The sequence below is a fragment of the Nordella sp. HKS 07 genome, from assembly GCF_011046735.1.
In the GTDB taxonomy this organism is placed as follows: domain Bacteria; phylum Pseudomonadota; class Alphaproteobacteria; order Rhizobiales; family Aestuariivirgaceae; genus Taklimakanibacter.
In genome coordinates this window covers 4,292,106-4,310,657 of the sequence record NZ_CP049258.1, presented here as the reverse complement: position 1 = coordinate 4,310,657, position 18,552 = coordinate 4,292,106, and the positions used below count along the sequence as shown (strand labels likewise).

Genomic DNA, 18,552 nt, shown 5'->3' with positions numbered 1-18,552 from the left:
CCTGCAAGCGCGCTTCCATCGCCAGAGGCCGTGCTGGTTTGTGCGGCATTCTCGAGGACATTACGCTCATCCTTCTTGATCCACACGCGTAGCAAAGCTTGCAGGATTTCACGGATTATTCGGAGGCCGAGAGCCATTCGCTTGATCCTATCGGAGGTCGGATAGAGGAGCCTGTTCGGTCGGACTCAGGAGTTGACGTCCGAACGCAACTCCTCAACTTGATATTTCCAAATCCTCCCATCTGGCCCACGATGTCAAGCGCCCATCGCCGCGTTGGAAGGTGATGAAGACACTTCGAGTGGCGTGTACGAATGGGCAACCTATTGAATAGCCTTGCCGATCAGCGTTCTGGAAAAAGAAATGTCCACTGGGCACGCAACTGCCAGTCGGCTCCAGTGGTATCGGGGGTGACGACATTGTAGTAGGCGGCTAGATTTGCATTGATCGGCTGATCGCCAATTTTGAATATTCGCCCAAAGCCCCCGCCAATGGGCACGGTCCAGCGCTCATCTTCATCAACCTCCCAGTTGGCCGTCATGAGGGGGCTCGATGTCAGATACCAGCCCTCAGGCAGGTTATAGTTGAGGAACGGCTGCAACGTCATAGCATCGACATCAGCACGGTCGTCATCGCCTGCGAAGGACCATATGTTGAAGATCAAGAAGCCTGTCGTTATGTGGAGCGGCTTGGCATCCAGGAATACAACAAAGGCCGGTCCGGCAGACCACTTCCCCGTCCCAAGAAGATCATTCGTTGCCGTCGGAGATTGAAGGACCGGCCCAACGCCCCAAACCAAGCCGACTCCCGGAGCCAATTCTGTCGGCTCGCGCGGCGAAAAGAAATTCTCCCAGGTAAGGTCCCCGAGGCCGAACAGGTTGCGGCCGGCATCATCGCCGAGTATTTCTTCGGCTTCCTCGAGCTCCTCGCCAGCGAAGAAGGGCTCCTGATAAATCACCGGAAGGATTGGTCGGGTGATCAGGTTCCAACTGTCACTAAGATGAATCGGATAGACCGGCTGAATATTGAGGACGTTCTGAACATTGTCCGTGTCACCCAGGCCGAAGTTGAGATTGTCCTGAAAGGGCAAGCTGATCAAATTGCCGATGGGATTCTGCGCCGCCGCGCGCAAATCTTCCTGGGCATAGGCAGCCGGTATCGCCATCAAAAGCCCGACGGTCAGAGCCGCCACTCGTATCAATGCATTTTGGTACCGCATTCGTTCGAGTGCCCCCCATGCATCCATGCAAGTTAACATTCCGCAGTAAAATCCCCCTCGACATGGTCGCTTAAAGTCTACCTGGAATGGCTAGGCGTCAATTCCACGAGCTGTCCTTCATTACCTTTCACCTGCACTGTGACCTTTTGGCAACATTTAGGTTGCAATGCCTGACCTTCGTGGTCGCGGCCGCTCGCTGGCGTCACCGCTTCTTCTTAGGTTTGGGCTTGGGCGTCGCCTTCGCCGCTGCGCGCCTGGTCGAGACGGCGCCCACGGGCGGTGCCGGCGGGCTGGCGGATGCGAGGCGATCCCGCTCGGCTTTGTCCCCGGCAATGGCCGCGTCAAAGGCGGCAATCGCGGTGTCACGGCGGGCGATGAGCGCCGCGATGCGTGCATCGAGGTCGGCGATGCGCTGCTTGAGTTGTGTCTCGGCCATGGCCAGAGCGGCGGGGTCGACCCTGGCGAGCACCGGCTGCTTCAAAATCTCATCGAGCCTTGCGGCGCTCTCTTTCAAAAGCTTGTCGAGTGCCATCGGATGGGCCTTTCGTTCAATTGGCGATCAGGTTGAAATTAGCGACGGGGGATGGAAGATCTACATGGTTGATCGTGTCGCCGGCGGTGACATTGCCCATATAGGGCCCTGGCATGTTGTTGAAATTCACCGAGGTGAAGAAGCGCACCGTGGATTTGATATGATTGCCCATGACGGTGGCGGCGCGGCCCACGAGCCAGACGGTCGCCATCTTGCCATGCTCGAAATTCGGCGTGGACATGTGCCAACAGTGATTATTGCTGAAGGCGACCCGCTCGAAGCGGGAAAAGGTCTGATCGTTGATCTGCGTCTGGCGCAATTCCACCAGCGCCGTGCGTCCGGTGCCAATGAAGCGATTGCCGAGAATGAGGGCCGCGAAACCCAGAGATATGGAATCGGGTGACGGCGAGAATTCCAGGGCGCCCCGCATGACCAGCGCGCGATCCTCGCGGTTGGGATCGCGGGCGCCGGCATTGCCATAGGTGACCTGATTGCCCTCGATCCGCGCTTCGAGAACCAGATCTCCCAGAATGCCATAGTCGGCCTTGGATGTTGCCTGTGGGCTGCCGTCGCTGCCCGTATTGAACACCTCGTTCTCCGAGATGTTGGCTTCTCCCATGACGGAATAGCAGGCAATCGCATAAGCGAGGTTGGGCATCGCGCTGGCGCAGCGCGCCAGCCGGTTCTCTGTGATATCGAGACGTTCGGATATGCCGTAGGCATAGATGCCCCAGAAATCGATCGGATCCAGCCGATTGCCGGTAATCTGCGGCGCGGTTTCGCCGGTGAGGGTGATGCCGAAGCCGCCGGCGCGGCAGTCATTGCCGGCGAGCCGGTTACGTCGGCCATTGCTCAAGTAGATTGCCGCAAAGGCGCCGTTGATCCGGTTGCCGGTTATTTCCGCTCCATCGATGCGGGTGGCGGTGATGCCGAAACCCAGCCGGCCCGCCACGAGCGCCTCGATCACATTGCCGGCAATGACAAGACGCGATGCGTCGACACAGGCGATGCCGTGCTGCAAACCGGCAAGCGTATTGTTCGCAACAATGCCTCCCAGGATCGTCTTCGGCGCAAAAGCTCCCATGCCGCCAATCTGCACAGCGGTCGGTCCCTGGTCATCGCGCTCCTTGAGGCGCGCGATCACGGTATTTCCGCTCACCTCGCAGAGCGAACCACCGATGCGGATACCGATATAGGACGGGTCGGCATATTGAATGCGATTGCCCGATATCCGGCAGCCGTCGGCCGCGACATCGATCGCCACCGAGCGGAAATTGGCGGGCCCCTCCGGATTGGACGGGCAGATGACGAAATTGTCTGTCACCAGGGAGAGGTCGGCCAGCGACTGCGCATCGTCAAAAGGCCTGTCATTGACGATGATGCCGAAGGAAGCGCCCGATACGACGTTGCGTGTGATGCGGCACGAAAAAGCCGATTCCATATAGGCGATGCCGAACACCGAGATCTCGCGCTCCCGGGTCTCGAAAATGTTCTCGTCGGCCTCGAAGTCCTCGCAGCGCTGGCGCACCAGCATGCCGCCGGCAAGATCGGCAAAGCGCGAAGAAAGGACGCTGAGATGATCGCTTTCCTGGGCCACAAGTCCGATGAAAGCGCGGTTCTCCTTGGCGCCCACTCCGCAATGCGAGATGCGCACCCGCGACGCCTGGATCACCGTGATGACGCCGACGCCATCCGCTCCGGCGGATCCGGCCATGAAATCGATACCCAGAACATCGACGCCTTCGATGCGCACTTGAGCGCCGCCAATGATGAGAACCGGTCCGTCTCCCACGGACTGGACAACGGTTCCCGGACTTTCGGCCTTGAGCACGATGCTTCCGCGCGCGATGCGCAAAGGTGCGCGGACGACATGCTGTCCGGTCTTGAGGCAGACACAACCGCCTTGTGCCGGCAGGGCGTCGATACCGGCCTGGATGTCCTCGCCGGGGCGCACGATGATCGTGCAGCAGCAGTCGCCGGCCTGCTGCTGCGGCGGTGGCGGGCGGCAATCGGTGACGACGGGCGCCGGGCCCCCCAGTCCGTTGATGGCGGCAAGCTGCGCATAATGGTGGCGAATGCCGCGTGGCGGTGCCGCGACGAGTTCTTCGATCGTCGCGGTCGCGGTGCGGGCCCAGAAGACCCAGTAGTCGCCGGTGCGGAAAGAGCCGCCGGCCGGATCAGCCGAGAACTCCATCTCGATTCCGTCTTCGATGGCGATCGGTCCGGCGGCCGTTCCGATGAGGCCATCGGCGTCGATCGTGTTCGTCGCGGCGGTCTGATCCCAGCGTTGAATTCTGGTATGGCGCGCCGCTATCTCGGCGGTCGTGGCGCCGAAAGGCCGTGTCGCGGGCCGCGGCAACGCGCGGTCAAGAACGATCCGGCGATTGGTCTCGTCGATGTCGATAATGAGAGCCATGTCGGCGCTTTCGCCGGCAAGCTCGCGGTGATCGTCGGTCACGCTCACCCAGTCGCCGGCGCGGAAGCGCAGGAAAGCATCGCGGCCGATGCGGTTGACAATCAACGTGGTCTGCGATCCGCTCACCGCGATATCGCGCACGGCGGAAACGATGGAGCCATTGTCGCGCGACCACTTGAACAGCGCTGTGCCCAGCGGCCCGCCTTGATGGATCTCGACGCGATAGAACCGGTTTTCGAGACCACGATAGCCAGAGGCAGGCGGCAGGATGCACGGGTCGTCGGGTGCCGGCGGCGCGATGGCGCGGCTGGTCAGGCGTCCCGCCGACGGAGGATCGCCGACCGGCATGCCGCAGGCGGCCCCCTGAACAGAATCGACGCGCAATTGCCACACCGTCTGTCGGCGCGTCGTGGTGTCCGCGCCGCCGAGCGCCGGATCGAGCAATTCGCTATCTTCGATATAAGTGACCTCGCGTTCCCACACGTCGAGATAGGCGACCGCGTCGCCGGAGGCCGGCAGCGTCAAGGGTGGATGAAACGGCTGGTTCTGATAAGTGGCGCCATCCTCGGGGAAACATTCGACCTGGATTCCGTCGACATAGAGCCTACCGGGCGTGATCGACAGATCCGCCGGCGGACCCGCCATGAAGACGATCTTGAAGGCGTCCGGACTGACCTCGTAGGGAACGCCGAGCGGTCCCAGCGTATCGAGCGCCGTGGTGCGCAAACGGCGGCGCAATATGGCGACCTCCTCGTTCCAGTCGGAATCGAGCTGGACGCGTCCCTGCTGCATGAGCACGCCCGAAAAGCGCTTGTGTGGATCGAAAGTGAATCTCGTATAGTCACCACTCATCGTCGCGCTCCTTTGAACTCTTAGAGCCTTTCCCGTTTTGATCGAATCAATGGATCCGATCAAAACGGGACAAAATGGCTCGATTGCATTCATCTGGAGCGCTTCCTTGTCGCGAAAGTCGAGCAACTTTCGCGGGAAGCGCTCTAGGTCACATAGACCAGGCCATAATCGAGGCCGAAAGGCAGATACTCCTTGAGGCGGACATGCAGGTTCGCCTCACGCTGCGGCTGTTTGAGATGACAATAGGTGCCCATTTCCGACCCGTCGGCCGCGCCCTTGGCGATCTCCTCCGGCGCCTTCAGCGACAATTGCAGATAGGCCGGCTGGCCATAGGCCTCGGACGTATATTCGGGCTTGACGCGCAGCCACACGCGATTGCGCATCGCCTGCTTTTCGGCAGGCGTGAGCGGCCCTTGTTGCGCTTCCGCCTCCTCGATCGCCTTACGGGTGGTGAGATCGGGCTGACAGCGATAGCGTCGCGGCGTGCGCGACGTCGCCGGTGCATAGGAAAAGCGCACGCATCCCTTCTGCACGCGCGCCGCCTCGACATGGCCGTCGAAGATTGTCTCGGTGGCGAGATCGATCTCACGCACAAGGGTGCGGCCGCGGATCGTAACGCGCTCGCTGCGCAAAGCCGGCCCCGGCTGGTTCGCCGCCTCGATGCCGGCAATCGCGTCCTGCCCTGTTCCATCGACGATGCTGTCGAGGAGGGTCAACCCCTCGGCATGCACCGGCAGCCGGATCGCGCCCAGGATGGAGAAAGCGATCTCGACGGCGAGCTCCTGATTGGCCGGGCCTCCGCTCGCCAGACTGGCAACGGCGGCAAGGCTGGGCTCCGTCTGGGGCGGCGGCGGTGGTTCCGTCTCGGCGATCGAGCCTGCCGGCACCAAGGTTGAATGAAGAAGGCGCAAACGATGCAGCGAGCCTTCGATGACGACCCGCCCCTCGATCAGGAGGCCACTCAGCGTCACCGCGAAATCGGGACGATCACCCGCGATCCGCAAGGGCGCGGCCAGGCGCAGATGCGGCCGGAACCCATCGGCGGCCTCAAGGGCAAACGTATTCCCGCTCGCGCTGGTCACATCGAGGACGATCGTCTCGTCATAGGTGCGACTGTCCTGAATGCTGATGACCGCATTGTGCTGTCCGTTGTTCACCCAATCGGTCAATGCGGCGGCGACGGACGGATGGCCGGTCGCGCCGCCGACTACGATCACCTGCACGTCGGGGGCGAAATTGCGCCGGATGAGCCAGGACCGGCGGCGATATGGTCCACCGCCAAGATCGGCCGGGAAGCCATAGTGGTACGAGACTTCGACTTTGTCGGCCGGGACGAGCGCCGGTCCAAGAGACATACGGCCGCTAACAACGTCGATGGCGATGCGATCGCCGGCCGGCTGCGACCAGGAGGAAAGATTGCGGCATATGACCTGCGAGACAGGTATTTCGGTTCCATCCACATGGACCGTCAGGCTCGGGGAATCGGCCAGCGCGCCGTAGAAATCCCCGATACCGGCGTAGAAGCGGGCGGGGCGGATGGGCTGCGGCACATGCAACTCGGTCGCAAGGCCGGACTCGTCGCCTTCTCGTCGAACGCGGCTGAACAGCGGCGCCGATTGGCCGAGTGGACTGAAGAAGTAACGGAAATCACCCGCTCCACCGACGCTGCGCGCTGTCGTTCGCTCCAGCGCATAGGCCGCAAGCCGCCAGAGATGAAAGCCGATATTGCGGATATTGTACCAGCCCTCATCCTGTGTCAGGGGACGCACATCCACGCTATGCTGGATCTCATCAAAGGCGCCGCCCAGGCGGTCCATGCGTTCGATCGAGCGTATGTCCGGGGTGCGCAACGCATGCGGGCGCAGATGATTGCGCAGATACTGCGTCCAGCCGAGCAGCTCGAAATACTCGACCGCATGGGCGGGCCAGCCGGTGACGTCGCGCGCCAGCTCCTCGAGCATCGGCAGAGTGCCTTTGCGGCGTCGGTAATAGATCGTCTTCGCGACGTCGGCGCGTGAGCGCAAGGCGACCAGGGGCCTGAGCCCCCTGCCCGGCAGGCTGCGCTCGGCGCGGCCATGCAGCGCCTTGATGCGACGATCTTCGGCGCCTTCAAGATCGCGGAACAGTTCGACCGCGGTGTCGCCGTCCTTGATGCGGCTCTCGTCGAAGAGCGGCGAGGTGCCGACCAGGTCGCCGATATAGGCGACGGCCCAGGGCTCGCAGGTCTCGATGAAGGCGTTTTCCTGGAGCTGGCCGATATCCTCCTCGATGAGGTCCGCCTGGCTGTCGATGATATCGAGAAGAGCCCGCAGCGCTTCGCCGCTTTCCTGATCGCGCGAGCGGACGAACGCGGGAAGAAGATCATAGAGACGATCGCGCTCGGCGTTGGAGAAGGCCATCAGAGCGCCTCCACGGCTGTCAGGATGAGATCGGTGGCAGGATCCGCGATGAAGGCCTGCTCGGCGGCCAGCACCGGCGGCGGCGCGCCGGTGAACCCCGCCCGGGCGAAGCGGTCGATGAGCGCCAATGGCGGCGCCGGCCGCGCCGGGAAGATGCGGATATGCGGCTGGCGCGGCGCAAGGTCAACCGCACGGGCAGCCTGCTCGATAAGTGTCAGCTCGTCGTAATGCTTGAGCTGGAATACATCCACGTCGGCAGCCACGACACCTTTGGCCGATTGCAGCTCGGCATAAATCTGGCTGGCAAAGACGGCTTCGCCGAGCGGCATCGCATCGAAGGCGAAAAACGCCAGTAGCCGGGCGCGCGCATCTTCCAGCATCGCATCGGCCTCGTAGGCAGGGTTGCGCAGCAGCCTGGCGGTCACCACGATCGGAACGCGCACGAAATTGGCGAGAAACAGCGGCCGGTTCGGATCGCGCACCGAATCCAGCGCGCCGCGCAACCGCGCCAATGAGGCCGCCGACAGAGCGACGCCCTGCGGTCCCGCGACTGTCACATGCACGGCGCGCTCGGTCTCGCTCCAGGTCCAGGTGACCGATGCACGCGCCGCGAGGCCGGATGCCGTGGCGATCGCCTCGAAATCAGCAAGCGACACGGCCCGGCCGAAGGTGCGGACCGATCGGGGCGCACCGCTGCGCGCTTCATCGAGCGTTTCGGGATCGGCAGCGCCGTCGGCCGGCAGCGGATTGGTGACTTCTCGGAAGCCGACCGGCCGCTCGAGCGGTATCGACAGCTGATCAGCCTTCATCCGCCCCGAAAGCCCCAAACCGGTGCGGTAGACCGCGGAAATGTTCATGGCGCCCGACGGCAATCTGGCCCCCGTGGCGCCGTCGCCGAACATGATCCGCGTCTCGCCGCCATCGTTCTGCCGCGCGGTATAGACGCGCTCGGTGGACTTGCGGCCGAAGAAGCTCGACGTTTCCTGCCATTGTTCGCCGTTGACGCGAATTTCGAGCGCGGCGCTGCCCTCGAGCGCCGTCGCCGATTGCAGATAGGTCAGGTTGGGCCGCGAGAGCTTGAAGGCCTGGAAGCCCTTGGCGCCCTCGCCATGCCCCAGTGCCTCGATCGGCTGGGTTTCGCCATGGCTGGCCGCCGCGACATTGCCGAGGAGCGTTACATCGTTCAGCTGCGTCTCGGGGCCGGGCGTAAAATCAACAAAGAGATGGTCGTCGAGTTCACCTGCGACCGCGGCAAAGGGCGTGGCCGCGATCACGCTCACCGGATAGAGCCCTGAAGACGAGCGCAGCAGGACGTGTCTTCCCTTGGTGATATTTCCCACCGTCCGGGCGCCCGGCCGCATCCGCAACGCAAGGCGTCCCTGCCTGATCCTGGCCGGATAGTCATAGTTGCGGAAGATGATGTCCTCGGCGCCAAGCCGGTAGATCGCCGTCTTGCGCCGGTCGGGAATGGCGCCGATGCCATTGCCGTGGCTTGCCCAAGCGGTCCAACTGCCCCCGATGAAAGAGCGCGAGGCGATGCTGCCGTCGCCGCCCCGCGCATAAACATGCAGGCCAAGCACGTCGCGCACGGCGGCCGGGGAAGAGGTGAGGCGACCACCGAGCGAGTGCCATTCGCCCCAAGTCTCGCCATTGCGCGCATTCGTCCACAGCACCCCGTCCTTGTCGCGGACAAAGACATCAATGCGGTCGGGAGATCCGGCCACGAGGGTGACATCGCCCGTGAAAGTGCCGCCGAGCGTGCGCCATTCGCTCCAGGCGGTGCCGTCCCATTTGCGATGGATGACACCGCCTGCATCGTCGAGGGCGGCGACGTCGATCCGCCCACCCCCGGTCGAGGCGGCATCCGGTCCGCTTGCCAGGAGACCTTTCAGCGACTCCCATTCCGTCCAGACAGCACCATCCCACAGACGGTACCATAGTGCTCGGTCGGTGCCGCGCACGAAGACGGCAAGACTTCCAGGCTTATGGGATACCGGGGCCGGCGGCGATGTGAGAACGCCGCCAAGGCCGATCCAGCTCCCCGGCGCGCCCGAAGTCACATCGATGGCCCACAGGCCGAGATCGGTTCCCCGCACGAAGACGAAGACCCCGCCACCCTGCCGCACCACCGGCCGCGGCTCCGTCGTGAGAATGCCGCCATGATCCACCCAGGCCCCCCAGGCATCCGCCAGAAGCAGGCGCTGGCGCATGCGCAGGGCGCTGTCACGGACAAAGATGTCCTGCCGCGTGAGTGCGACCGTGACGGCGTGAACATCGGATGAAGCGTCCGGGAGGCCGAGATAATTCCAGCGCCGAAGGGCGGCGGGCGGATCGAGCGCCATGACGCTGCCACTACCCGAGCGCGCATAGGCGGCATGAAGCCCCGCGGGGCTTGGAGCCAGACCGGGGCGCCCGCGCAAGGTCTGGCGCAACTCCAGATGCGTCACCGTCTCGGTCAGTTGGTCAATCGTCCCCAATCGGGCTGGCCGGTCTTCCGTCCCGACAATCGTCGCGGTCCGCAAGCGTGGTACGGCGTCAGGCCCGGCATCGACGAGCAGTTGCGCCCCGGTGGCGATGTCGGCGAGGCGCGCGTCGAGCGGATAGAGCACGGTATCCGCGCCCAGCGAGGCATCGACGGTCTGCGTCTCCCATTTGGGCCATGTCGTCGGTGTGGGAGCCGGCACATAGACATTCACGTTTTCGGGCGCGGCACTCCCGAAGAAGCGCAATCGTCCATCGAGCCTTGCGATACGCGCGACATCGCCGACCCAACCGGACTCAGCGACCGCCGGCTCGAAAGCGATCAACTCGCCGTCTGCCCGGCTCGTCAGCGCCGTGACCAACTTCTCCTCTATGCCGCCAAGGCCGAAGAAGATGAGCTTCGCCCCCGGCGCCAGCTTTTCCGGCCGTGCCACGATCGGGCCGCCAGTCGAGCCGAGCGCGAAGCCGTTGAAAGGAACGGGCGGCGCAAAGGCGGCCGCCTCGTTGAGATCGCCATGCGCCGCAAGCGCTTCGATGGTCTCGAAGATCTGCGCCTTCTCGTCCTGCCCCGGGACGCTCATTACCTTGAAGCCTTTGCGGATGCGGGTCTCGGCCCCCGCGTCGAGCGCGAAGCTCAGCAATGTCTCGGCCGCGAGGCCCGGGCGCAGGCGATAGCCAAGCAGCCCCGTCAGGCGCAGAAGCGAATCACGCTCGCGTGCCGTACGAAGGTATAGCTCATTGGCGATCCGCTCATTATAGAAGCTCAGCACATCGGCGAGGGCGGCGAAAAGCTCGAGGATGGTGATGGCGTAGTCATCGCTTTCACGCGAGGTGAGATGCGCCAACGCCGCTTCCTGCGAGATCGAGAGCAGCATCGCCTCGCGGAAGCTGGCAAAGGTGCCAACGCGATAGGCGATCTCAGAAAGGCCGGGCCGATTGTAGATGACGAGCGGGCGCGCAGTGTCCGAGCAACCGCAGAAGGCGTCCTGGGTCATGACTACAACCCTCCCACGGCGGTGAGGCGCAGCACGCCGTTCTCGGCAAGATTGCGGTCATTGTCGAGGCGCGGGATCTCGAAGGGCGTCATGGCGATGGCGCCTTTGTCGATCTCGCCGCGCGGCGGATCCCAATAGCGTTTGAAGGTCGTCACCTCAGCCGAATTGACGCCCTCGACCGCGATCACCACGGCGTAGAGCTGCGAGAGATAGACCGCCGTGCCGAAGCCGAAGCGCAAGGGGAAGAAGAAGCCGACCGTGCCGTCGCCATAGGCGCGGTTGGACAGAACGCGCGTGACCTCGGCCAGAACGTCGCCACGGAAATGACCGTCACCCACGCACAGGCGGATATCGATCTCGAGCGGGACGTAGATGGCGGCACGGATATCGAGGTCATAGCCGGCAAGCTTGAAGCGGGTGAGATGCGCCTTGATGTTCTGGGCAAAGAGAGGCTGCAGTTCGACACCTCCACCCGGCAGGCGTTTCAGGTTGGCGGGATCCTCTGGATGAATCGCTATGAAGACAGTGTGCCAGGAGCCGGTCCAGCGGAAGCTCGCTTTCGCCGCCGCGACATCGGGATGGCGCAACGCCATTTCCTCCCAGTCGCGCTCGGTCACCGCGCGGAACTGGATGGCGCGGAAGGCCTCCGGCGCAATCTGGCGGACCTGCTCGATCGTTTCGGGCGTCTCACCGCCCGACGCCGGCAGCGGCTGCCAGATGCGGGATAGCGGCGGAATGGCGACGGTTCCGGGATCGACCAGATGCACGAGCGTGCCCCAGCCGGCATTTCCCGCGCGCCCATTGCCAATCCTGTAACGCGCGACGACGCGTTCCGCGTCATAGGGCCGCCTGCCATACTGATCATCGCCGAAACGAAGCGACGTGGCGCCCTGATTGTCGGTCTCGACAGTGAAATGCTGGTCGAAAGCCTGGCTATCGAGCAGGTTCGGCACCGGCGTCCATCTTTCGGCAACGGTCTCGCCGGGAAAGCTGATGTCGAGCGCGATGGCGGGTTCGGGCAGATGGGTGAGCGGCGCATCCGGAATCCGGAGATCCGGAATGGGCCAGCGGCCGGCACCCATGTCGGGAAGCCCGATCTTCCCTTGCAGGCTGTCTTTCACGATGCTGCGACCATGATCGACAGCGGCAATGTTGCCGCGCGCGACGGTGATGGGCTCGATCTCCAGATGGTCGACGGTCTCGGCCGAGATGCGCGGCGCGAAGCTGAGCGCTTCGTCGCGGGTGAGCGAGATGCGTTGCAGCGGCAAGGCCGGATCGGCGGGATTGGTGCGCGGCGTCAGCAGGCCGGCTGTCAAGGTGGCCGTGAAGGCCGCATCCTCGGTCGCCTCGACCTTGTCGATGAGCAGAACCTGCCGCCGGGCGGGATCGGCATCGGCCGGCAATCCGGTCACGGCGCTCAGCACTTCCTCGATCAGCACATATTCGCCGGCTTTGAGATCGGGGCGCTCCACCGTGCCGGCATTATCGCGATAGAGGTAGATGTCGCGTGCATCTTTTGCCAGGCAGCACAGGCTGTCGCCCCAGGTATGGATGCGCAGCTCGTTATGCGCCTCGATTACCCGCGTTTCGGCCTTTGTCTCGAAGACGAGAGTCTCGGTCAGCGCCGGGTCGCCATCGAAATCAGCGGCGGCGGGAATGATCGTGCCGGGCGGTGCGGGTGCTCCCACGAGCGGTGTCGAGACGAGGCTCGTCACCTTGACGCCAGCCGGGATGACACCGTTAGCGCCGGAACCACCTTCGAAATGCACGAAGGACCGGGCGGCCTGCCCCTGCCCCATCGCGTAATCGATGAGGCGCGCGTGGCGGGCGGCCGAGACGCGGTGGCGGCAGGTGTCGAGATAGCTCTCGGTGCCGGGCCCCGCATCCTGATAGTAGCTCAGATAGTCGGCGCCATAGGCCAAAAGCTCGACCAGCGTCATGCCGAGATCGGCCGGCAGGCGTTCCTGCCAGGATGGGTTGCGCTCGGCAATCAGGTCGACCATCAGTCGGCGGAAGCTCTGATAATCCTTCGCCAGATAATCGAGCGCGGGCTCGACGCGGGGAGGAAGTCCGCAATCGGACGTCGTCCGGCAGTCGAATTCGCTTGGGCACGCCGCCTTGAAGCTGAAAACAGCCTGGTTGCGCTCGAGATCCATGGCCGGATGATCGACGCTCAGGACATAGGGCGAGAAATCCCCTTCGCGATCAACGAGCACGCGCAATTTCAGAGGCTCGCCTGTCACGGTCTCGACCGCGGTCACGACGATATCGACGATGCGGATACCGCCGGTCACCGCGAAATTCTCGACGCCCAGGACCGGCGGCGCCTTCAGGAAGGTGACATCGAGGATGAAACGGGTCGCCGGCTCGCGCCGGAACTCGACGAAATCGATGCCGTTCAGCGGATGCGCCGGATCAAGCAGGATCCCGGAGCGCCGTTCATCCCCGCATTGCAATGTGCCGTCAGCCGACAGGATCGTCATGGATCGACCTCACACCGGAACCGGATGCCGGAAAACCTCGACGCGTTGCTCGCCCGTCTCCCGGCGCACATAGGAAATCCTGATCTCGAGCGTCGCATCGTCCGCCGTCGTCTCGACCTTTTCGAGCGAGATCACCGGGTCGAGCCAGCGGATGAGGGCGCCATGGATGAGTTGCTCGGTCGCCGCCGCCAGCGCGTCGGAGAGCGGGGCAAAGACGAGCTGCTTCACGCCGCAGCCGAATTCCGGCCGATTGGCGCGCTCGCCCGGCGACGTAAACAGGACGAGCGCGATCATGTCGCGGATATGATCGTCGCTGCCGGTGGCGGCGCTGCGGCCCTGTTCGTCCAGCGTGAACGGGAAATCGAGATATGACCGGAGCGTGTCCATCAGGAGAAATCCACATCGACGACGGTCACAGGCTTGGTTTGGTTATGCTCGCAGAAGACCTTGATCGCGGCCTTGCGCTGTTCGATATGGCGGACGACACCACGCGCGATGGCGATGAAGAAGCGTCGGCGGTCGCGCACGCTCTGCTCTGAATCGTCCATGCTCATCGGCGGAAGTCCGTCGGCGGTCATCATCGCATCGAGCTCGCTTTCGATCTCGGCCGCCATCGAATTGGCGAAATTGGCGAGCGATCCAGGCTTGAGTTCTACGGCCATTTGACTGATCTCACTCCAGCACCACCTTGTTTGACAGAAGAGCGCGCGTGGGCGGCGCCATCGGCTTTACCGGCGGCGCCGGCACCACCGGCAGGATGCCGAGTGCCAGCTGGCCCGGATGAACATGCGCGTTGAACGCGCCCACGAGGTCCGTCAGATATTTGAAGAGTCGATCACCGAGCACGGCCGATTCCTCGGCGCTGTCGCTGCCATGCCTGACGAGCGGCGCACTCGAGACAATTTCCATAGCTCCCTTCACCGTCACCGTGCCGTTTGCGACATTCACCTCGACCGAGTTGAGCGCCGCGCCATCCGTCAAGGTGAGCGTCTGGGCCTTATCGTCCATAACGACGGTAAGGCCGGTTTCGGTGCGCCAGATCCGGGTTGTCGGCAGGCTCGTCTCGCCCGGCGGCTTCTTGGGCAGTTCGCCCCTGCCCCAGTAGCATCCGGTCCAGATCGGCTGCGACGTGTCGCCATCCTCGAATTCGATCCACACGCCGGCGCCCGGCGGCGGCACCGAGAAGAAACCCGATGTCGGTCCGCCATAGGGAACACAGGGCCAGGCCCAGCCGCTCGGAACTCCCTTCAGCACGCGCGGGACAAACGCCTGAATGCGGCCGTAGCCTTCGGGGTCGAGATTGCTGGCTACCGTGCCCTTGTGCTTGCCAAAGACTTTTGTGCCGGATCTCGACGTCTCGGGTCGTGCAGCGCTCAGCATGTCTTTCCTCCTCTCAGGCAACCGCGGCCAACGGGTCGATGAAGACTTCCGCACCGGTCAGGAGCGCGGCGTTGCGCCAGACGGTGAAACTCTGCCGGTAATCGTCCCGCGAGATGTGATGCGAGACCTGGTCCACATAATAGAGGCCGCTGTTTTTCCGGCCGGCACCGCGCACCAGCACCGGCAAACCGACCCGCAAGGGCCGGGCGAGTTTGATGCCGTCGACTTCGCCGTGCGCCCGGATCGCCCGGCTTGTTGCCGAGGCGCGCGCCATGGCGCGCAACTGCGCTTCGGTCGGATTGGCGGCGCCGTCGTCGAATTGCTGCGCCATCGGCAGCGGGACAATGCGGAACAAGGCGGGCTCCATGCCCATCGGCAGCTCGCTCGAAGCCAGGCCAAAGGATGGCCTTGGCGCCCTTGTCACCGGATCGACCATAAGACCGACCACGGCGGTTGGTCCCAGCATGTCATCGGCCACCTTGAACTGGGTGAGATTCGACAGGATGCCAAAATCGAGCGAGAGCACGCCCTGATGCGGCACGAAAGTGAAGGGGCGATGCAAATGCCCGACGTCGCGGCCGGTAATTGGGTCGGGCTGGATGAAGAGCTCGAGATTGTTCGCATAGGCGAGCTCGAATAGGAATGCCGCGTCATAGATGCGCTGTGTCGTGGTCGTGTCCATGACGGTGCGGGTCGGCGGCATAGGGTCGACGAGTGACGCCATTGCGTATTTTCCGAAGATCGTCGCGGCGATCTCGCTTTCGGAGAGATTGGGCCAGGGAAACGGCTCCTGGTTGTTGGCCATCAGAGTGCCGAGCGCATCCATACCCACGACTTCAAGGCGCGAGGTTCCCGGCGACGCGCCGGCGCTCAGATGCGTATCCTTGATATAGCCGTTGATCAGGACTTGAGGGACCGGGAGGCCGGCGGCGATGCTGATCGTGACCGGCATCATCGGCCTGAAGATATCGATCGCCAGAGCGTCGTAGTCGCCCACGAGATTGCGCGAGAGATCGAAATGCATGCGGAAGATCGAAGCCTGACCGACTGAGGTCTCGATGTCGATCTCCCGCAAGGCCTGGAAGAACGGCATGGGCATCGGCGCGAAGGCCACCTGGATCGTGAACCAAGAGGGCAGCAGACCCATTTCAGCTCCCTCCCTCAGGTGATGGAACCGCGACGGGCGCGCCGGCTTCGGCCGTCAGATCGACCGGGCGCCGCACCAGGTTGAGATCACACAGCCGCCAGAACTGCTCGGGATCGCCGATTGCGCGGTAAGCCAGGAGATCCGGCCTCTCGCCTTGCTCGACCGCGGTGAAGAGGCGCGGCGGCGAGGCGCTCTGCGGGACGAAACGCATCCGCTTGTAGCGGATCGTGCGCCCGTCCTCGGTGGTCAAGGTTGCTTCGGCGATGGTTTCATAACGACTGCCGCGGAAGAACATGGCTTCCTCCTAGAGACGGCCGAGCGCCGCGATGGCGCTGGCCGCGCTGAATTTGCCTAGGGTGGAGATCACCTCCTTCTGCGTGAAGGCGGCGAGATAGACCCAGTAGCCCGGATTGGTGACGTCGAGATCGCGATAGGTCAGGACCCGGACGGACAGATCGGCCTTGGCGCGGATCGGATTGAGCTTCTGATCGAAGGCCTCCTCCTTGATCGACAGGCTCTGGATCTGAACCGGCAGAACCCGCCGCGGTCCCCAGACGAGAAGCGTCAGGGGTGCCGTCTCGTTGAGGATGAAGGCGGTGCCGGCGAGCGCCAGAGCCTCATTGGCGATGACCAGCGGATAGGAGGGATAGATGAGCCGCTCGATTGCCGCGATAACGGGGTGGAGGCCGTTCTCGACCACGGTTGCGTTCTCGCCCGGCTTCTCGAGCTGATCGGCGGCGTCGATCTCGATCGAAAAGGTCAGTGTCTCCTGCGGCGGTCCGTTCACGCGATTGGTCTCGCCGCGCCCGCCGCCAGGACCGGCCGCCTGGCTCTGCAAGGAGCGCGAGACTTCATCGGGATTGTATTGGAACGCGATCACCGAGGGCGACGTGCTGGGGAGGCGGTAGGCCACCAGGCCCCCCTTCATGACGCGGGGGCTGCGCGGAAATTCAGATGCCATGTTTCGCTCCCTTGGTCATGCGGCCTTCTTTCATCACAGAGGTATCTCGAGTGCGTATTTGGAGGAGGCTTCGTCGACGAGCTTGAAGCCGCGTTTGAGCAGGCTGTCGATCAGGCCTTCGGTATTGACGACGACATCCGCTTCCAGTCGTAAAGTCTTGGCGCCAAGACTCTTGGCCATCTCTGTCGCCGATCTGCGGAAGGTGAGATACGCCTTGATCATGCTGGACGGATCGCCTTTCGAGGCCGCGGACAGAACGCCGGCCACGAGCGTGTCGCCTTCCTTGATGAAGTAAGGCGTGAACTCGATGCCGCCGCGCTCGATCTGGCCGAATACCTTCTGGCCAAGGGCAAATTGGCCGATATCGTGCTCGGTGACGCCCAGCGTCTTCAGCGTTGTATTGACTTCGGCCGGGACGGCCTTGGCGACCGTCGAACTGACGATCCGCCGAGCCGTCGTCGTGCCGAGGCCGACGCCGACATTCTTCGGCAGACCGCCGGCGCCGGCATAGCCGCCAATGGCCGCCGTGCCGCCAATGCCGATCTTGACGGCCATATCGACCTGCTCTTCATAACGTTCGAGCGAACTCTGCAGCACGCCGCACAGGGTCGGCGCCGTCAACATGTTGATATGCGACGGCACGATGCGTCCGGTGCCCTGTTCGACGTAGAATTTGACCTCCGAAGAGTATTTCGTCCGGATCTCGTCGAAGGTGGCGGTGCGCGGGGTCTTGTCGCCCTCGCGGAAGAAGCGCGCCTCATTCTTCGCCGAAGAGAAGGGATGGAGTAGATGGCGTGGAGTGGTGTAGTCGACCTCGACGACGGGCGGCTTCATCCATTGCGCGGTGAGGCCGAGCTCAAATTTGGTGCCGTCCTTGTAATGGATGATGGCGAGTTCGGCGGTGAAATATTCGACCTTGGTGATCTCATTGTCGATATAGGACGGGAAATTCTTGAAGCGATCGAAGCCCGTCGCCATCGGGTCGGCAGCTGGCGTCTTCTTCTCCTCGGCCCCCATATCGATTTCTTCGCGGGTGACTTCGATGAGCGCCGGCTTCACCTCGGCGACATAGGCGTCATAGGCCTTGCCGTCGAAGAAGCGCATCTTCGCATTGATCTCGGCCCGATCGTCCGTCGAGAGGGTTCCCGCCTTGCGCAATCGCCTGGCGTCGGCCTTGCCTTGGGAGCGCGCATAGCGGATGTCGGTGGCGCGCTTGGGGTCACCGGCAAAGGCCCATTCCATCGGCATTTCGATCTCGCCCTTGTCATCGGGCTGGCGCTGGATCGTCGGGCTGCCGCCGCGCTGCTGCACGACATGGGTCAGCTCATGGGCGAGAAGCCGCGTGTCATACCCGCCTCTCGCGAAAGCGATATCGCGGCCATATGTGAAGGCGCGGGCTTCTATTCCACGCGCCGCCCGGCCGGCTTCGGCATGGGTATGGAGCCGAACGTCGGAGAAGTCATGCCGGAAACGTGGCTCGAAATAGGCGCGCTGTTCGCGCGAGAGCGGCATGCCACCTTGCGAGAAGGCTGTCGCCGCCATCGAGCTGCCGTTGCCTATGCCGGCCGTAGTCTTAGCAACCAAGTCTACAGCATGGGTCGACATCACGGCATTAGCGGTGCGATCGGCTTCACGCTCCAGAGAGGCGTTTTCCCGCAACACAGACGCCTTCGCCCGTGAGCGCTCGCCA

The 18,552-nt window shown here is 63.4% G+C and carries 13 protein-coding genes; all 13 read right to left on the bottom strand.

The window, feature by feature from the left end; all coding sequences use genetic code 11:
• Nucleotides 1-340 precede the first annotated feature (340 nt).
• Nucleotides 341-1,189 (bottom strand): neuromedin U, encoded by an 849-nt coding sequence (locus G5V57_RS20295; protein WP_165169368.1) that lies wholly within the window; start codon nt 1,187-1,189, stop codon nt 341-343.
• A 229-nt stretch (nt 1,190-1,418) separates the two neighbouring features.
• Nucleotides 1,419-1,748, bottom strand: coding sequence for a hypothetical protein (locus tag G5V57_RS20290; RefSeq protein ID WP_165169367.1), 330 nt, complete (start codon nt 1,746-1,748; stop codon nt 1,419-1,421).
• 16 nt (nt 1,749-1,764) lie between these two features.
• The gene (locus G5V57_RS20285) at nt 1,765-5,016 is read right to left on the bottom strand and encodes a DUF6519 domain-containing protein (RefSeq protein ID WP_165169366.1); all 3,252 of its coding nucleotides are present in this window, start codon (nt 5,014-5,016) and stop codon (nt 1,765-1,767) included.
• Nucleotides 5,017-5,159: 143 nt separating this feature from the next.
• On the bottom strand, nt 5,160-7,415 hold the full coding sequence (locus G5V57_RS20280; protein ID WP_165169365.1) for a hypothetical protein: 2,256 nt from the start codon (nt 7,413-7,415) through the stop codon (nt 5,160-5,162).
• Nucleotides 7,415-10,891, bottom strand: coding sequence for a hypothetical protein (locus G5V57_RS20275; protein WP_165169364.1), 3,477 nt, complete (start codon nt 10,889-10,891; stop codon nt 7,415-7,417). The genes G5V57_RS20280 and G5V57_RS20275 overlap by 1 nt, the downstream gene beginning before the upstream one ends.
• 2 nt (nt 10,892-10,893) lie before the next feature.
• A complete protein-coding gene (locus tag G5V57_RS20270) occupies nt 10,894-13,374 on the bottom strand; it encodes a putative baseplate assembly protein (RefSeq protein WP_165169363.1) in 2,481 nt (826 codons plus the stop codon).
• Between the two features lie 9 nt (nt 13,375-13,383).
• Nucleotides 13,384-13,761 carry a GPW/gp25 family protein gene (locus tag G5V57_RS20265; RefSeq protein WP_165169362.1) on the bottom strand — a complete coding sequence of 126 codons (378 nt, stop codon included), beginning with the start codon at nt 13,759-13,761 and terminating at the stop codon, nt 13,384-13,386.
• Nucleotides 13,761-14,036: a hypothetical protein gene (locus G5V57_RS20260; protein WP_165169361.1), complete on the bottom strand. Its 276-nt coding sequence runs from the start codon at nt 14,034-14,036 to the stop codon at nt 13,761-13,763. Before G5V57_RS20260 ends, G5V57_RS20265 begins: the two co-directional genes overlap by 1 nt.
• Before the next feature lie 10 nt (nt 14,037-14,046).
• Nucleotides 14,047-14,754, bottom strand: coding sequence for a phage baseplate assembly protein V (locus G5V57_RS20255; RefSeq protein WP_165169360.1), 708 nt, complete (start codon nt 14,752-14,754; stop codon nt 14,047-14,049).
• A gap of 13 nt (nt 14,755-14,767) precedes the next feature.
• Nucleotides 14,768-15,901: a hypothetical protein gene (locus G5V57_RS20250; protein ID WP_165169359.1), complete on the bottom strand. Its 1,134-nt coding sequence runs from the start codon at nt 15,899-15,901 to the stop codon at nt 14,768-14,770.
• A 1-nt stretch (nt 15,902) separates the two neighbouring features.
• A complete protein-coding gene (locus G5V57_RS20245) occupies nt 15,903-16,196 on the bottom strand; it encodes a hypothetical protein (RefSeq protein ID WP_165169358.1) in 294 nt (97 codons plus the stop codon).
• A 9-nt stretch (nt 16,197-16,205) separates the two neighbouring features.
• Nucleotides 16,206-16,862 carry a hypothetical protein gene (locus tag G5V57_RS20240; protein WP_165169357.1) on the bottom strand — a complete coding sequence of 219 codons (657 nt, stop codon included), beginning with the start codon at nt 16,860-16,862 and terminating at the stop codon, nt 16,206-16,208.
• A gap of 33 nt (nt 16,863-16,895) precedes the next feature.
• The gene (locus G5V57_RS20235) at nt 16,896-18,446 is read right to left on the bottom strand and encodes a DUF4157 domain-containing protein (protein ID WP_206530081.1); all 1,551 of its coding nucleotides are present in this window, start codon (nt 18,444-18,446) and stop codon (nt 16,896-16,898) included.
• Nucleotides 18,447-18,552: the final 106 nt, after the last annotated feature.

What these genes read in the sequence shown, in the direction of transcription:
- G5V57_RS20270 (WP_165169363.1), bottom strand. Translation starts at nt 13,374, where the DNA reads ATGACGATCCTGTCGGCTGACGGCACATTGCAATGCGGGGATGAACGG.
- G5V57_RS20275 (WP_165169364.1), bottom strand. Translation starts at nt 10,891, where the DNA reads ATGACCCAGGACGCCTTCTGCGGTTGCTCGGACACTGCGCGCCCGCTC.
- G5V57_RS20260 (WP_165169361.1), bottom strand. Translation starts at nt 14,036, where the DNA reads ATGGCCGTAGAACTCAAGCCTGGATCGCTCGCCAATTTCGCCAATTCG.
- G5V57_RS20255 (WP_165169360.1), bottom strand. Translation starts at nt 14,754, where the DNA reads ATGCTGAGCGCTGCACGACCCGAGACGTCGAGATCCGGCACAAAAGTC.
- G5V57_RS20280 (WP_165169365.1), bottom strand. Translation starts at nt 7,415, where the DNA reads ATGGCCTTCTCCAACGCCGAGCGCGATCGTCTCTATGATCTTCTTCCC.
- G5V57_RS20285 (WP_165169366.1), bottom strand. Translation starts at nt 5,016, where the DNA reads ATGAGTGGTGACTATACGAGATTCACTTTCGATCCACACAAGCGCTTT.
- G5V57_RS20265 (WP_165169362.1), bottom strand. Translation starts at nt 13,761, where the DNA reads ATGGACACGCTCCGGTCATATCTCGATTTCCCGTTCACGCTGGACGAA.
- G5V57_RS20290 (WP_165169367.1), bottom strand. Translation starts at nt 1,748, where the DNA reads ATGGCACTCGACAAGCTTTTGAAAGAGAGCGCCGCAAGGCTCGATGAG.
- G5V57_RS20250 (WP_165169359.1), bottom strand. Translation starts at nt 15,901, where the DNA reads ATGGGTCTGCTGCCCTCTTGGTTCACGATCCAGGTGGCCTTCGCGCCG.
- G5V57_RS20245 (WP_165169358.1), bottom strand. Translation starts at nt 16,196, where the DNA reads ATGTTCTTCCGCGGCAGTCGTTATGAAACCATCGCCGAAGCAACCTTG.
- G5V57_RS20240 (WP_165169357.1), bottom strand. Translation starts at nt 16,862, where the DNA reads ATGGCATCTGAATTTCCGCGCAGCCCCCGCGTCATGAAGGGGGGCCTG.